14 protein-coding genes are annotated in these 14,348 nt (G+C 60.6%); 9 read left to right on the top strand and 5 right to left on the bottom strand.

What is annotated here, in order from left to right; genetic code table 11:
* Positions 1-3: 3 nt before the first annotated feature.
* The 7 genes from pstA (at position 4) to ACODTO_RS05095 (ending at position 8,179) form a co-directional block, all read left to right on the top strand.
* Complete coding sequence (gene pstA, locus ACODTO_RS05125; RefSeq protein ID WP_041020232.1) at positions 4-1,674, top strand: phosphate ABC transporter permease PstA; 1,671 nt, start codon at positions 4-6, stop codon at positions 1,672-1,674.
* Between the two features lie 99 nt (positions 1,675-1,773).
* Positions 1,774-2,607 (top strand): phosphate ABC transporter ATP-binding protein PstB, encoded by an 834-nt coding sequence (gene pstB / locus ACODTO_RS05120; protein WP_024777868.1) that lies wholly within the window; start codon positions 1,774-1,776, stop codon positions 2,605-2,607.
* 112 nt (positions 2,608-2,719) lie between these two features.
* A complete protein-coding gene (gene phoU, locus ACODTO_RS05115) occupies positions 2,720-3,481 on the top strand; it encodes a phosphate signaling complex protein PhoU (RefSeq protein ID WP_139641260.1) in 762 nt (253 codons plus the stop codon).
* Positions 3,482-3,648: 167 nt separating this feature from the next.
* Entirely contained in the window at positions 3,649-4,596 is a 948-nt protein-coding gene (locus tag ACODTO_RS05110; RefSeq protein ID WP_489106051.1) for a response regulator, read from the top strand.
* 259 nt (positions 4,597-4,855) lie between these two features.
* Positions 4,856-5,899 (top strand): hypothetical protein, encoded by a 1,044-nt coding sequence (locus ACODTO_RS05105; protein ID WP_139641256.1) that lies wholly within the window; start codon positions 4,856-4,858, stop codon positions 5,897-5,899.
* A 187-nt stretch (positions 5,900-6,086) separates the two neighbouring features.
* The gene (locus tag ACODTO_RS05100) at positions 6,087-7,130 is read left to right on the top strand and encodes an archease (protein ID WP_241801607.1); all 1,044 of its coding nucleotides are present in this window, start codon (positions 6,087-6,089) and stop codon (positions 7,128-7,130) included.
* Positions 7,131-7,282: 152 nt separating this feature from the next.
* Positions 7,283-8,179 carry a peptidoglycan DD-metalloendopeptidase family protein gene (locus ACODTO_RS05095; protein ID WP_175386717.1) on the top strand — a complete coding sequence of 299 codons (897 nt, stop codon included), beginning with the start codon at positions 7,283-7,285 and terminating at the stop codon, positions 8,177-8,179.
* Positions 8,180-8,382: 203 nt separating this feature from the next.
* Here the strand turns inward: ACODTO_RS05095 and ACODTO_RS05090 are convergent, their stop codons facing one another.
* From ACODTO_RS05090 to phoB, 3 genes are all read right to left on the bottom strand, one after another.
* Entirely contained in the window at positions 8,383-9,723 is a 1,341-nt protein-coding gene (locus ACODTO_RS05090) for a hemolysin family protein (RefSeq protein WP_041020539.1), read from the bottom strand.
* Positions 9,724-9,847: 124 nt separating this feature from the next.
* Positions 9,848-11,134 carry a phosphate regulon sensor histidine kinase PhoR gene (gene phoR / locus ACODTO_RS05085; RefSeq protein WP_489106059.1) on the bottom strand — a complete coding sequence of 429 codons (1,287 nt, stop codon included), beginning with the start codon at positions 11,132-11,134 and terminating at the stop codon, positions 9,848-9,850.
* An 81-nt stretch (positions 11,135-11,215) separates the two neighbouring features.
* Positions 11,216-11,905, bottom strand: coding sequence for a phosphate regulon transcriptional regulator PhoB (gene phoB, locus ACODTO_RS05080; protein ID WP_003177195.1), 690 nt, complete (start codon positions 11,903-11,905; stop codon positions 11,216-11,218).
* A 151-nt stretch (positions 11,906-12,056) separates the two neighbouring features.
* Here phoB and ACODTO_RS05075 point away from each other — a divergent pair, with 151 nt between their 5' ends.
* Positions 12,057-12,440: a COG4315 family predicted lipoprotein gene (locus ACODTO_RS05075; protein ID WP_139641250.1), complete on the top strand. Its 384-nt coding sequence runs from the start codon at positions 12,057-12,059 to the stop codon at positions 12,438-12,440.
* Positions 12,441-12,524: 84 nt separating this feature from the next.
* On the opposite strand, the gene ubiA is transcribed toward ACODTO_RS05075, so the two are convergent.
* Positions 12,525-13,415, bottom strand: a complete 891-nt coding sequence (ubiA, locus tag ACODTO_RS05070) for a 4-hydroxybenzoate octaprenyltransferase (protein WP_139641248.1) — start codon at positions 13,413-13,415, stop codon at positions 12,525-12,527.
* On the bottom strand, positions 13,415-13,978 hold the full coding sequence (locus tag ACODTO_RS05065; RefSeq protein WP_257225562.1) for a chorismate--pyruvate lyase family protein: 564 nt from the start codon (positions 13,976-13,978) through the stop codon (positions 13,415-13,417). Before ACODTO_RS05065 ends, ubiA begins: the two co-directional genes overlap by 1 nt.
* 175 nt (positions 13,979-14,153) lie before the next feature.
* On the opposite strand from ACODTO_RS05065, the gene ACODTO_RS05060 reads away from it, so the two are divergent.
* Positions 14,154-14,321, top strand: coding sequence for a rubredoxin (locus ACODTO_RS05060; RefSeq protein WP_139641244.1), 168 nt, complete (start codon positions 14,154-14,156; stop codon positions 14,319-14,321).
* Positions 14,322-14,348 lie beyond the last annotated feature (27 nt).

Raw genomic sequence — 14,348 nt, 5'->3', positions numbered from 1 at the left:
TCTGTGAAACAGAACTCCCTGAAAGGATGGTTCAAGAGCGGCGCCCCCGGCGTCTGGATCAGCGGTGGCGCGGTGTCCATCGCGGTCATCATGACCATTGGTCTGCTGGCAGTGATTGCCGTGCGTGGCCTGGGTCATTTCTGGCCGGCGGACCTGATCCACGCCAACTACAACGTGCCGGGCATGCCCGCGCACCTGGTGGTCGGCGAAGTGGTGCAGAAGGAAGAAGTGCCCCGTGAGCGCCTGAAAAGCGCTGGCCTGCCGGTGCCGGACGAAGGCCCCGAGTTCATGACCCGCGAGCTGATCAAGGTCGGCAACCGGGACTTGAACGGCACCGACTTCACCTGGATCGTCGGTGACTGGCTGAGCGACCAGACCACGCCGCCGGAGCTGATGGCCATCGAGCGCCGCGAGTGGGGCAACTTCTACGGCTATCTGGTCAACGTCAAGGAAGAAGGCAAGGTCGTCGCCGAAGGCGAGGCCGCCTGGCCGCAGTTGCAGGCTCGCATTGCGCGGGTCAACCAGCTCGCCGCCGAGCTCAAGACCTTGGAAAAATCCGACATCGGTGCGATCAACGCCGGCCTGGAGCGTATCCGCCTGCACGGTCGCAAGCTGGAACTGGAGGGCAAACTCGACGCCGCTGCGCAAGCCGACATGGCCAGCGAACGTGCCGAGCTCGACGCCCGCTACAAGGAGATTGAGGCGCGCCTGACCGACCTGCACGCCCAGTTCAACCGCGATAGCCTGACCGCCCGCGATGCCAACGGCAAGGAAGTGGAAATCGGCATTGGCAAAGTGGTGCACGCTTACCAGCCGAACGGCATGGGCACTTTCACCAAGCTCGGGTTCTATTTCAGCAAGGTCTGGGAGTTCCTCAGCGACGATCCCCGTGAAGCCAACACCGAAGGCGGGATTTTCCCGGCGATTTTCGGCACGGTGATGATGACCCTGATCATGGCGATGATCGTGACGCCGTTCGGCGTGCTGGCAGCGGTTTACTTGCGGGAGTACGCCCGTCAGGGCCCGATGACCCGCCTGATCCGCATTGCGGTGAACAACCTGGCGGGCGTACCGGCCATCGTTTACGGCGTGTTCGGCCTGGGCTTCTTCGTCTATGTGCTGGGCGGCTCGGTTGACCGTCTGTTCTTCCCCGAAGCGCTGCCGGCGCCGACCTTCGGCACCCCGGGCCTGCTCTGGGCCTCCCTGACCCTGGCCCTGCTGGCGGTGCCGGTGGTGATCGTGGCGACCGAGGAAGGCCTGGCGCGGATCCCGCGCACCGTGCGTGAAGGCTCCCTGGCCCTTGGCGCGACCAAGGCCGAGACCCTGTGGAAGATCGTCCTGCCGATGGCGAGCCCGGCGATGATGACCGGCATGATCCTCGCGGTGGCCCGTGCCGCCGGTGAAGTGGCGCCGCTGATGCTGGTGGGTGTGGTGAAACTGGCGCCGTCGCTGCCCTTGGACGGCAACTACCCCTACGTGCACCTGGACCAGAAGATCATGCACCTGGGCTTCCATATCTATGACGTGGGCTTCCAGAGCCCGAACGTCGAAGCGGCACGGCCCCTGGTCTATGCCACGGCATTGCTGCTGGTGCTGGTGATTGCCACGTTGAACCTGTCGGCCGTGTGGATCCGTAACCACCTGCGCGAGAAGTACAAGGCACTGGATAGCTGATTTCCATGTGGGAGCGGGCTTGCTCCCACACAAGTACACCGATTGGCATGGCTGCTCAGCAGCCAACCGAACCGAATTTGTTAGCACAGGGAGCCTCCCATGCAACACGAAGCACATACACACGGCATCAACATGTCGGCCCTGGGTCGCGATAAGCAGAGCCTGAACCTGGCCGATGAAACTGTCGCCATCGAAGTGCCGGGCCTGAGCCTGTTCTACGGCCAGAAGCAAGCGCTGTACGATGTCAGCCTGAACATCCCGAAACAGCGCGTGACCGCGTTCATCGGTCCGTCGGGCTGCGGCAAGTCGACCTTGCTGCGCACCTTCAACCGCATGAACGACCTGGTTGACGGTTGCCGCGTCGAAGGTGAAATCAATCTCTACGGCAACAACATCTACCGCAAGGGCGAAGACGTCGCCGAGCTGCGCCGTCGCGTGGGTATGGTGTTCCAGAAGCCCAACCCGTTCCCGAAGACCATCTACGAAAACGTGGTCTACGGACTGCGCATCCAGGGCATCAACAAGAAGCGCATTCTCGATGAAGCCGTGGAATGGGCGCTCAAGGGGGCGGCACTGTGGGATGAGGTCAAGGACCGCCTGCATGATTCGGCCCTGGGCCTGTCCGGTGGTCAGCAGCAACGCCTGGTGATCGCCCGCACCATCGCCGTGGAGCCGGAAGTACTGCTACTCGACGAACCCTGCTCGGCCCTGGACCCGATCTCGACATTGAAGGTCGAAGAGTTGATCTACGAGCTCAAGTCCAAGTTCACCATCGTCATCGTGACCCACAATATGCAGCAGGCGGCGCGGGTTTCCGACTACACGGCCTTCATGTACATGGGCAAGCTGGTGGAGTTCGGCGATACCGACACCTTGTTTACCAATCCGGCCAAGAAGCAGACCGAAGACTACATTACCGGCCGCTACGGCTAGCGGCAGCTGCGAGCCGCAAGCTTCAAGCGGCAAGTAAAAGCAGTTCAGCGTAACGACACAAATCAGCTTGCAGCTTGAAGCTTGCAGCTCACAGCTTTTGCGGAGCAAACCCATGATTTCGAAGGAAGGCCTTACTCACCACATTTCCGCCCAGTTCAACGCCGAGCTGGAGGAGGTGCGCAGCCATCTGCTGGCCATGGGCGGGCTGGTGGAAAAGCAGGTCAACGACGCGGTGACCGCGCTGATCGAGGCCGATTCCGGCCTGGCCCAGCAAGTGCGCGAGATCGACGACCAGATCAACCAGATGGAACGCAACATCGACGAAGAGTGCCTGCGTATCCTGGCGCGTCGCCAGCCGGCTGCTTCCGACCTGCGGCTGATCATCAGCATCTCCAAGTCGGTGATCGATCTCGAGCGGATCGGCGACGAAGCCACCAAGATCGCCCGTCGCGCCATCCAGTTGTGCGAAGAGGGCGAGGCGCCACGGGGCTATGTCGAAGTGCGTCATATCGGCGACCAGGTACGCAACATGGTTCGCGATGCCCTGGACGCCTTCGCCCGCTTTGACGCCGACCTGGCGTTGTCGGTGGCCCAGTACGACAAGATCATCGACCGCGAATACAAGACCGCCCTGCGTGAGCTGGCGACCTACATGATGGAAGACCCGCGCTCGATCTCCCGGGTGCTGAGCATCATCTGGGTGCTGCGTTCCCTGGAGCGTATCGGCGATCATGCGCGCAACATCTCCGAACTTGTGATCTACCTGGTGCGTGGTACCGACGTACGGCACATGGGACTCAAGCGCATGAAGGAAGAAGTTGAGGGCACCCTGTCCGAAACCCCTAATGTTCCGGGCGAAACTGACGATAAGTAGGATTGCCAAGAAAAGCGCCCGGCCTTCTGGTCGGGCTTTTTTTTGCCATTTTTTTTATCGACAGCAGCACCCCGTGAACGAAAAGTCCCGGCGTGACTGAAGGTTTTTGGCGATGTGCCATCAGTAAAAGCGGTATGCTTGCCGGGATTTTTTAGAGGTGTATCTGGATGAGTAAGGTCAGTGTGTTGGTCGTGGACGATGCTTCGTTCATTCGTGACCTGGTGAAGAAGTGCCTGCGCAATTACTTCCCGGGCATCCGTATCGAAGACGCGGTGAATGGCAGAAAAGCCCAGGCTCTGCTGGCCCGCGAGGCGTTCGACCTGGTGCTGTGCGACTGGGAAATGCCGGAAATGTCTGGCCTGGAGTTGTTGACCTGGTGCCGCCAGCAGGACAACCTCAAGGGCATGCCGTTCGTCATGGTCACCAGCCGTGGCGACAAGGAAAACGTGGTCCAGGCGATCCAGGCCGGTGTTTCCGGCTATGTCAGCAAGCCCTTCACCAACGAACAGTTGCTGACCAAAGTCAAACAGGCCCTGCACAAGGTCGGCAAGCTCGACACGCTGATGAACAGCGCTCCGACCAAGATGAACTCGGCGTTCGGCAATGATTCCCTCAGCGCCCTGACGGGCGGCAAGGCGGCTCCGGTTGTCGCGGCAGCAGCCCCGACGCCCGCCAGGCCAGCCGCAGCGGCGCCTGCTGCTGCCGCCGCTGCGCCGGCCCGTGGCCTGCTCAACAGCCCGCCGGTCAAGGCACCTGCCGCATCCGCCTCTGCCGGCGCCAACCGCGGCCAGGGCCAATTGCGCCTGTCCAGCGGCACCCAACAGTGCGTGATCAAGGCCTTGAGCCTCAAGGAAGCGCTGCTGCTGGTCAAGCGCTCCGACACCCTGCCGCAGGTGCTCGAGAGCTCGGTGCTGGACATGGAGCAGGGCGACAACGCTGAAACCGCTCGTCTGAACGGCTACCTGCACGCCATCGTCGCCCACGAACAGACGCCGGACAGCGAGTGGCTGCAACTGACCTTCCGCTTCGTCGACAAAGATCCGCAGAAACTCGATTACATCTCCCGCCTGATCGCCCGCGGCACCGCGCAGAAGCACTTCGTACCGGGCGCCTGATCCGGCAGCGCTTGCTGGGCCGCCTATCGCGAGCAGGCTCGCTCCCACATGGGGCTCTGAGTGTCACGAAATGTGTGTCCGCAGCAGCGCCAGTGTGGGAGCGAGCCCGCTCGCGATGGGCCAGGCATCCACATAGTCCGGCGGTACGAAGCCGCTTGTCCGAACTGTTATTTCCTACAGGTTATTTTGGGATCGTTGTTTTCTAGGTTGTCGTGAGCGAGCACGTTTCGTGAACGCATCATCAGACAGGAAAACTACGATGAACAAGTTCATCAGCCTGGAAGAAAGGAACCGGATTGCCGAGGCGTTGCGTCAAAATGAAGGACCTTTACTCGCGCCGTCAATCGATGAAGCCGTAGACGGGAAGGTTCCGTTTTCCGCTATGGAAAAAGGGCTGACCATTCGGTTTCCCTTTGTCGACGGGATGCAGGTGGGTGGGCGATACCACGTGAGCCTTCGAGTACCGGGTACGGAGGTCGTGTTTGGCCAGGGTGGAGTAATTGAAGAGGAGGGGCGGGACGTCACGGTGGAAGTGCCGTCTGAACGGGCGCTGCTATTTCAAGGTTATGACGCGGTTCTGTCCTATTCCTATAGCGAATTCGAAGACCCGATGTCACCGACCACTCCACTGGCTTTTGAGGGGCTGCTATACCTGCCTCTCGTGGAGGAGGCCGTTGACGGCGTCATTCCTCTGTCTGTTCAATCGCGAGGGGTCAACCTCAGGCTCAGGGTTACGCCCTCATTCACATCAGGGGCGTTGGTTTCGGTGTATTGGTGGGGCTCCAGTGCAGGCGCCTGTTTCGTCAAACACCTGACCATCGGCGCTGGCCCGGTTGAAGATCTGCTCGTGCCGGTCGAACCGGCTTACCTGACGCCGATCAAGTACGGCAACGTTCGGATTATCTATACGGTGCAATCTACGACGGGTACCGTGATATCTCGCCCGCTCAAGCTGGAGGTCGCGGGTGACCTTGCTGTGCCTGAGCCGCTTTTTTGGATGCTAGGGAGCTACCCCAATCTCTTACCGCCTGACGGAAGCGACATCATCTCGGGACGAATCACGACCCAGGGTATGAGCGCGGGAGATGTGGTGATATTGATGCTCTCCGTTGCTGGCGAGGGCTTTGTGCGACGTTTTCCCATCAGAGAGCCGGACATCGGCGCGGGCGAAATACTCTATGAGGTAAAGACTCCGTATTTGCCATGGGGGACGAAAGTCGCGATCTGGAGTATTGTCGATCGTTTTGCCGGCGCGGCCACGGGCTCTCCTGATCTGGAGCTGGTGGTGTTTCCTGAGAGTTAATTGCAGGATATTTATCAGCCCCATCCCGAGCCTGCTCGCGATGAGGCCAGGTAGCCACACAGCTGTTCGGCTGTACGAAACCGCTTGTCTGAACTGTTATTTCCTACAGGTTTTTTTGGGGGCGTTGTTTTCTAGGTTGTCGTGAGCGAGCACTTTTCGTGTGCGCATCACCAAATAGGAAAACGCGATGAACAAGTTCATCAGCCTGGAAGAAAGGAACCGGATTGCCAAGGCGTTGCGTCAAAATGAAGGACCTTTACTCGCGCCGTCAATCGATGAAGCCGTAGATGGGAAGATTCCATTTTCCGCTATGGAAAAAGGCTTAACCATTCGGTTTCCCTTTGTCGACGGGATGCGGGTGGGTGGGCGATATCAAGTGGCCCTCCACTCACTGGATTTGCTGGCCATGTTTGGCCAGGGTGGAGCGATTGAGGAGGAAGGGCGGGACGTCACGGTGGAAGTGCCGCCTGAACGGGCGTTGCTGTTTCAATGGTATGACGCGGTTCTGTACTATTTTTATAGCGAATTCGAAGATCCGACATCACCGAGCACTCCCCTGGCTTTTGAGGGGCAGCTTTACCCGCCGTGCGTGGATGAGGCCGTTGACGGCGTGATTCCTCTGTCTGTGCAATCGCAAGGGGTCAACCTCAGGCTCAGGGTTACGTCCTCATTCACGCCGGGGGCACTGGTTTCGGTTTATTGGTGGGGCTCCAGTGCAGACGCCTGTTTCGTCAAACATCTGACCATCGGCGCTGGCCCGGTTGAAGATCTGCTCGTGCCGGTCGAACCGGCTTACCTGACGTCGATCAAGTACGGCAGCGTTCGGATTATCTATACGGTGCAATCTACGACGGGTACCGTGATATCTCGCCCGCTCAGGCTGGAGGTCGCGGGTGACCTGACTGTGCCTGAGCCGTTTTTTTGGATTCGAGGGAACTACCCTAATCTCTTACCGCCTGATGGAAGCGACATAATCTCGGGACGAATCAAGACCCAGGGCATGAGTGCGGGAGATGTGGTGGTATTGATGCTCAGCATTTTCGGCATGGGTTTCGTGCGGCGTTTTCCCGTCAGAGAGTCAGACATCAGCGGGGGTGAAATACTCTATGAAGTACCAGTTTCGTATCTGCCTTTGGGGACGAAAGTCGCGATCTGGAGCATTGTCGATCGACTCGCCGGCACGGCCGCTGGTTCTCCTGACCTGGAGCTGGTGGTGTTTCCTGATAGTTAATTACAGGTATTTATCAGCCCCATCCTGAGCCAGCTCGCGATGGGACTGTGGGTCCCGGGCAAGCCCTCTCTGCAACAACTGTCGATTACGAATGTCCATCCCAGCTGCTAGGCTGCTGTGCAGGCCTCCACTTTTCGACAGAACCTTTGCCCATGCTCGCGCCCCTGCTGTTCGCTTGCGGTCTTGTCCTGGCCTCCACTTCGGCCATGGCCATGACGATCTACAAATCCACGGATGCCAATGGCGTGGTGTCCTATAGTGATCGCCCGAGCAGGGGCGCCCAGGTGTTCGTGTTTCGCGATCGCATGGTCGAACACCTGGAGCGCCAGGTGTTTCTCGACATCCAGAAGCAGAAGGGCGCGGACGCAGTGTTCGTGCGCAATGACTTGTACGCACCGGTAGAGATCGAATTGAGTTTCGCCGGTCTGGACAATGTGAGCGGGGCGCCGAGCCGGCCGATTCGTCGGGTCTTGCCGGCGCGCAGCAACCTGCGCCTGGCGCTGCTCACGGCCATTCAACCTGGAAAGCCGTTGATGTACACCCCCAGGTTCGAATATTCCCTGGGCGACCCGGCAGACGCGGCACAGGCCTATCGCTACCCGTTGCCGTGGCGCGGTGGGCCGTTTCGGCTGAGCCAGGGGGCCAACGGCCAATATAGCCACTACGGTCCGAAGAACCGCTACGCCATGGACATTGCCATGCCGGTAGGCACGCCGATCATCGCGGCGCGGGGCGGCGTGGTGATCAAGACCGAGAATGAACAGACCGGCCGTGGCGACGACCCCTCGGGCAACTTCGTGCGGGTGCTGCACGATGACGGCACCATGGGCGTCTACTTGCACCTGCAGAAAGGTTCGGTGAGCGTTCGGGAAGGACAGCGGGTGGCGGTGGGCACGCCACTGGCGCTATCGGGCAACACCGGCAACAGCTCCGGGCCGCACCTGCACTTCGTGGTGCAGCGCAATACCGGGTTGGGGCTGGTGTCGATCCCCTACCAGTTCGATCAACCGGTGGGGGAGTTGCCCAGCTTTGCGGTGGGCAAGCAATAGATTGGAGGTGTGCCGAGGGAGTTTTTGTGGCGAGAGGATCTATCTGTGGCGAGGGGATTTATCCCCGCTGGGCTGCGAAGCAGCCCTGAACACCAGCAACGCGGTGTTTCAGGCAGATTGAGTAGGCTGTATGGGGCTGCTGCGCAGCCCAACGGGGATAAATCCCCTCGCCACAGATAAACCCCCTCGCCACAGGGCGATGCTCAATCGAGCATCAACACCTTCGCCAGAATGATCTTCGGTCCTTTCATCTTCTTGATGATGATCCGCAGACCTTCGACTTCCAGCACTTCTTCCTCTTCCGGCACCCGCTTGAGGGTTTCGTAGACCAGCCCGGCCAGGGTCTCGGCTTCGATATGGTCCAGGTCGATCCCCAGCAGGCGCTCGACCTTGAACAAAGGCGTATCGCCACGTACCAGCAGCTTGCCCGGCTGGTACGCCAGGATGCCGCGCTCGGCCTTGCGGTGTTCGTCCTGGATATCGCCCACCAGCACTTCCAGTACGTCTTCCATGGTCAGGTAGCCGATGATATTGCCGTCGGCTTCCTCGACTACGGCGAAGTGCGAGCCGCCCTTGCGGAACTGCTCCAGCAACTGAGACAGCGGCATGTGCCGCGACACGCGCTCCAGGGGACGGGTCAGTTCGGCCAGGTTGAACGACTCGGGAATGTGGTCCAGGGCCGCCAGTTCCAGCAGCAGGTCCTTGATGTGCAGCAGGCCGACGAACTCCTGGCGCTCGCTGTCGTACACCGGATAACGGCTGAACTTGTGGCGTCGGAACAGCGCCAGGATTTCCTTGAGCGGCGCGTTGAATTCCAGCGTCACCAGGTCTTCCCGGGAGTTGGCCCAGTCCACCACTTCCAGCTCGCCCATCTCCACCGCCGACGCCAGGACGCGCATGCCCTGGTCGCTCGGGTCCTGGCCACGGCTGGAGTGCAGGATCAGCTTCAGCTCTTCACGGCTGTAATGGTGTTCGTGATGGGGACCGGGTTCGCCTTGGCCGGCGATGCGCAGGATGGCGTTGGCGCTGGCATTGAGCAGGTAGATCGCCGGGTACATGGCCCAGTAGAACAGGTACAGCGGCACGGCGGTCCACAGCGACAGCAGCTCGGGTTTGCGGATCGCCCAGGATTTGGGCGCCAGCTCACCGACCACGATGTGCAGGTACGAAATGATGAAGAACGCGGTGAAGAACGAAATGCCCTTGATCAACTCCGGTGACTGAACGCCCACCAGGTCCAGCAACGGTTCGAGGATATGGGCGAACGCCGGCTCGCCCACCCAGCCCAGGCCCAGGGAGGCGAGGGTGATACCCAGCTGACAGGCAGACAGATAGGCATCGAGCTGACTGTGAACGGTGCGCAGGATGTGCCCCCGCCAGCCGTTCTGGTCGGCAATGGCCTCGACCCGGGTCGAGCGCAATTTGACCATGGCGAATTCGGCCGCAACGAAAAAACCGTTGAGCAGAACCAGGATCAGAGCAAAAAGAATCATGCCGAATTCGGCGAAGAGTGTAACGAGGGACAAGCCAGGGGAAGGGTCCATGATGGAGTTTTGCAGGTTCCGTAAGGGCTGTAGAGGTTAAAAATGAGGGCCTGAAAAAGCAGGCATAAGTCAGCCAATGTAGCGGCTGACTCGGCGATTGCCTAGGGGGTAGTGCCGACCGGTGTCAATCGGCGGGGTTGGTGAGGCGCGCGCGAACCACCTGTGCCGGGGCGAAATGGCAGGTAAACGTGCTGCCGTGGCCGGGCACGCTGCTGATTTCCATGCGTGCGCGATGGCGCAGCAATACGTGCTTGACGATCGCCAGGCCCAACCCGGTGCCTCCCGTGTTGGAGTTGCGACTGGAGTCGACGCGGTAGAAGCGCTCGGTCAGCCGTGGCAGGTGTTTGCTTTCGATGCCGATGCCCGAATCCTGCACACTCAGGTGGGCACCTTGCACATCGCCCCACCAACGGATGTGGATCCGGCCTTGTTCCGGCGTGTACTTGACCGCGTTGAACACCAGGTTGGAAAACGCGCTGCGCAGTTCCGCCTCGCTGCCCTTGAGTTGCACCGCAGGGTCGACCTCCAGGGTGATGGTCTGCCGCTTGGGCCCGGACAGCTCCTGAGCATCCTCGCTGATGATCTGCAGCAGGTCGTCGACGGGCACCGGCTGGTTGTCCGACGGGTAATCGGTGGCCTCCAGTTTTGCCAGCAACAGCAAATCGTTGAGCAGGGTCTGCATGCGCCCGCCCTGCTGCTGCATCTGCTGCAAGGCCCGACTCCAGCGCGGATTCACCTCTTCGACGTTGTCGAGCAGGGTTTCCAGGTAACCGCAGATCACCGTCAACGGCGTGCGCAGCTCATGGGATACGTTGGCGATGAAGTCCTTGCGCATCTGTTCCAATTGATGGATGCGCGTGACGTCGCGCACCAGCATCAAGTGCTCATTGTTGCCGTAGCGGGTGATGTACAACTGGATGCGCACCCGGTCGTTGGTGGGCGAGGGAATCTCCAGGGGCTCGGCGTAGTTGTCCTGTTCGAAATATTCCTTGAAGCGCGGATGACGTACCAGGTTGGTCACCGGCTGACCGCTGTCCTGGGGCGTCTTGAGGCCCAGCAGGGTCTCGGCGGCGCGGTTCCACCACTCCAGGTTGCCGTCGCTGTCGAGCATGATCACCGCGTCTTTCAGGGCGGCAGTGGATTCCTGGACCCGGTCGATTACCGCCTGCAGGCGGCCGCGAACGCGCTGGTCGCGACGTTGCAGGTGATAGATGCTGTCGAACACCTCGCCCCACAGGCCGTAGCCGTCGGGTGGCGCCTCGTCGGGTTTGTGCAGGCGCAGCCATTCATGCAGGCGCAGCAACTGCTTGAGGGTCCAGGCCAGGTAAAGCCCCAGGCCCGCGGCGAGGCTCCAGCCGTAATAGCCACTGATCAGGCCGATCAGCAAACAGCCGGTCACCAGCAACAACATGTGGCGAATCAGGGTGCCATGCCAGTTTTGATTCAATTGAGCGCGCGTCCTTGTCAGCTTGTCGGGCGGTCAGGGCTCGGGTCAGGCCTTGGTAGAAAAACGATAACCGGTGCCACGTACGGTTTGTACCAGATTCTCGTAGGCGTCACCGAGGGCTTTGCGCAGGCGACGGATGTGCACATCCACGGTGCGCTCCTCGACATAGACGTTGCCGCCCCAGACCTGATCCAGCAGTTGCCCGCGGGTGTAGGCGCGCTCCTGGTGGGTCATGAAGAATTGCAGCAGGCGGTATTCGGTCGGGCCCATCTCGGCGGGTTTGCCGTCGATGGTCACGCGGTGGCTGATGGGGTCCAGCAGCAGGCCGCCGACTTCAATTGGCGCTTCGCCATCGGTTGGCCCGGCGCGGCGCAACACGGCTTTCAAGCGCGCCACCAGCTCCCGTGGGGAAAACGGCTTGGTGATGTAATCATCCGCACCCACTTCCAGGCCCTGGATCTTGTTGTCTTCTTCGCCCTTGGCGGTGAGCATGATGATCGGGATGTCCCCGGTCAGCTCATCACGCTTGAGGCGTCGCGCCAGCTCGATGCCAGACGTGCCGGGCAACATCCAGTCCAGCAGGATCAGGTCGGGCTTGCGGTCAACGATGATGGCATGGGCCTGTTGGGAGTTCTCTGCTTCCATGCAGTCATAGCCGGCCATCTCCAACGCAACGGCAATCATCTCGCGGATGGGCGCCTCGTCGTCGACGATCAGAATGCTCCTGCCAACCATGGGGTAATCCTCTTGTCATTTAACTGTCTTGCGCCGCATTAGATAACGGAATTATTGCAGTCGTGTGACAGTATTTCCGCGTCCGACGGCAAGGAGGATTCTGGACTACGCTTTTCAGTCTGAATCCTGACAACCACCAAAGAAGGTTTCCATGACTTATTTCACGCAATCCCTCAAGGCATTGGCGGTAACGGCTGCCCTGGCGCTTCCGGCGCTGGCCTTCGCGGCTGAGCCGGCGATGGAAAAGGACGGCATGCTGACGGACCACAAAGGTATGACGCTGTATACGTTTGCCAAGGACGCAGGGGCCAAGTCGATGTGCAATGGCCAATGCGCAACCAACTGGCCACCGCTCATGGCGACGGACACCGACAAGTCCATGGGCGAATGGACCGTGATCAAGCGAGACGACGGCTCGATGCAGTGGGCCTACGACGGCAAGCCGTTGTACACCTTCATCAAGGACAAGGCGCCCGGGGACAAGACCGGTGATGGCCTGATGGATGGCGCCTGGAAGGCTGCGAAGGCCGACTGACGAACCACCTGCTTGGGCTAGTGAAATTCAATTGTGGCGAGGGGATTTAGCGAAACGTCGCACCGCCCCTCGCCACAGTTAGCCTCAGCGCAACCCATAATCCAGCACAATCCCCACGAAAATTGCCAACCCCGCCCAATGGTTGTGCAGGAACGCCTGGAAGCAGCGCATCCGGTCCCGGCCACGGGTGTACCAGAACTCCCAGGCAAAACACCCGGCGGCGACCAGCAGCCCCAGGTGGAACCAGCCGCCCAGCTTGAACTGCGAGCCGGCCAGCAGCAGGCAGCCCAGCGCCAGGCCCTGCAGCGTCAGATTGATCACCCGGTCGGCATCGCCAAACAGAATCGCCGTGGATTTCACGCCGATCCGCAAATCATCGTCCCGGTCGGTCATCGCGTAGTAGGTGTCGTAGGCCACGGTCCACAGCAGGTTGGCGATGTACAGCAACCACGCGGACGCCGGCAAATGGCCGGTTTCGGCGGTGAACGCCATTGGCATGCCCCAGGAGAACGCCGCGCCCAGCACCACCTGCGGGTAGTAGGTGTAACGCTTCATGAACGGGTAGGTGAGGGCCAGCGCCAGCCCGCCAAAGGACAGCAAAATCGTCGGCGTGTTGGTGCACAGCACCAGCAGGAAACTCACAGCCATCAGCACGGCGAAGAACACCAGGGCTTCTTTCGAACTGATCTTGCCGCTGGCCAGCGGGCGCTGTGCGGTGCGCTTGACGTGGCCGTCCACCTTGCGGTCGGCCCAATCGTTGATCACGCAGCCACCGGCCCGGGTCAGCGTCACGCCGAGAACAAATATCACGATGTTGGCCAGCGACGGCGAGCCGTCGCCGGCAATCCACAGTGCCCACAGGGTCGGCCACAGCAGCAGATAGATGCCGATGGGCTTGTCCATGCGGGTCAATTGCACGAAGTCCCACGCCCGCGGGTTCAAGCGATTCAAGGATTTGAGCAGTTGCAAGTACATCAGCAAGTCTCCGAATAGGCGCGGGCGACGCTCCACAGGCGCGGCAGGAAGATTTCCGCGACCAGCACACTCAACGCCCCGCGATCGAAACGCGAGCGCCGGCCCCACAACTCAGCGGCGCGCACCTCGTGCGGCAACCATGGCTCGGGGTAATGGCACACCTCGATGGCCCCGCGCTGGAAAGCCTGGTCGCTAAACAGCAGCTCACCCAGGGATCGGCTGCCCAGTTCGTCCATCTGCAAGCCGTCGCCCTGCAATGCACTGCGGGCCGCCACGCTGCGGGCGAACACCCAGGGCTCGCCGTGGCCGTGCAGATACACCTCGCGCACCCAGCCTTCGCTGCCAGGAGCCAGGTCCAGCGCGGCACACTCGTCGTCGCGCAGCGGCTGCCAGCCCTCGAACAACGGTGCCACACTGAAATGTCCGTCCGACAGGTGCGTGAGGCGCCGGGTCAGGGAGCCTTCGTCGAACAGCCAGTCGAGTACACCGGCATCGGGGCGAGGTGACAGCAGGTGCCGGGGCTGCCATTGAAGTGTAGGAAATATCGAATTTGTATGCGGCACAGAAGTCTTGAATGGCAGCAAATGAGGCCGCGAGCTTACCATGTCGGACGCTGGTTTTGACTGGCCTGGCCTACGGCCTGCCGATCGTGCTTGCATCTGCCGCGAGCCATCAGTACAAAACGGCCCTGAGTCGGAAAATACCGGCCAAGGCCTGACATCTTGAGGAAGAATTGGAATGAAGAAGTGGCAATGTATCGTCTGTGGCCTGATCTATAACGAAGCTGACGGCTGGCCTGACGATGGCATCGCGCCCGGCACCCGCTGGGAGGACGTTCCAGACGATTGGCTTTGCCCGGACTGCGGTGTCGGCAAAATGGACTTCGAAATGATCGAAATCAACTGATCATCCTTCACGTAAAGGCCCCATGGA

It is taken from the genome of Pseudomonas sp. FG13, assembly GCF_057809755.1.
Note: the sequence above shows the minus strand (reverse complement) of the source record. Positions and strands in the feature narration are given on the sequence as shown.

Excerpts from the sequence above, each read along its gene's own strand:
- pstB (WP_024777868.1), top strand. The coding sequence starts at position 1,774 with ATGCAACACGAAGCACATACACACGGCATCAACATGTCGGCCCTGGGT.
- phoU (WP_139641260.1), top strand. The coding sequence starts at position 2,720 with ATGATTTCGAAGGAAGGCCTTACTCACCACATTTCCGCCCAGTTCAAC.
- ACODTO_RS05110 (WP_489106051.1), top strand. The coding sequence starts at position 3,649 with ATGAGTAAGGTCAGTGTGTTGGTCGTGGACGATGCTTCGTTCATTCGT.
- ACODTO_RS05105 (WP_139641256.1), top strand. The coding sequence starts at position 4,856 with ATGAACAAGTTCATCAGCCTGGAAGAAAGGAACCGGATTGCCGAGGCG.
- ACODTO_RS05100 (WP_241801607.1), top strand. The coding sequence starts at position 6,087 with ATGAACAAGTTCATCAGCCTGGAAGAAAGGAACCGGATTGCCAAGGCG.
- ACODTO_RS05095 (WP_175386717.1), top strand. The coding sequence starts at position 7,283 with ATGCTCGCGCCCCTGCTGTTCGCTTGCGGTCTTGTCCTGGCCTCCACT.
- ACODTO_RS05090 (WP_041020539.1), bottom strand. The coding sequence starts at position 9,723 with ATGGACCCTTCCCCTGGCTTGTCCCTCGTTACACTCTTCGCCGAATTC.
- phoR (WP_489106059.1), bottom strand. The coding sequence starts at position 11,134 with ATGTTGTTGCTGGTGACCGGCTGTTTGCTGATCGGCCTGATCAGTGGC.
- phoB (WP_003177195.1), bottom strand. The coding sequence starts at position 11,905 with ATGGTTGGCAGGAGCATTCTGATCGTCGACGACGAGGCGCCCATCCGC.
- ACODTO_RS05075 (WP_139641250.1), top strand. The coding sequence starts at position 12,057 with ATGACTTATTTCACGCAATCCCTCAAGGCATTGGCGGTAACGGCTGCC.
- ubiA (WP_139641248.1), bottom strand. The coding sequence starts at position 13,415 with ATGTACTTGCAACTGCTCAAATCCTTGAATCGCTTGAACCCGCGGGCG.
- ACODTO_RS05060 (WP_139641244.1), top strand. The coding sequence starts at position 14,154 with ATGAAGAAGTGGCAATGTATCGTCTGTGGCCTGATCTATAACGAAGCT.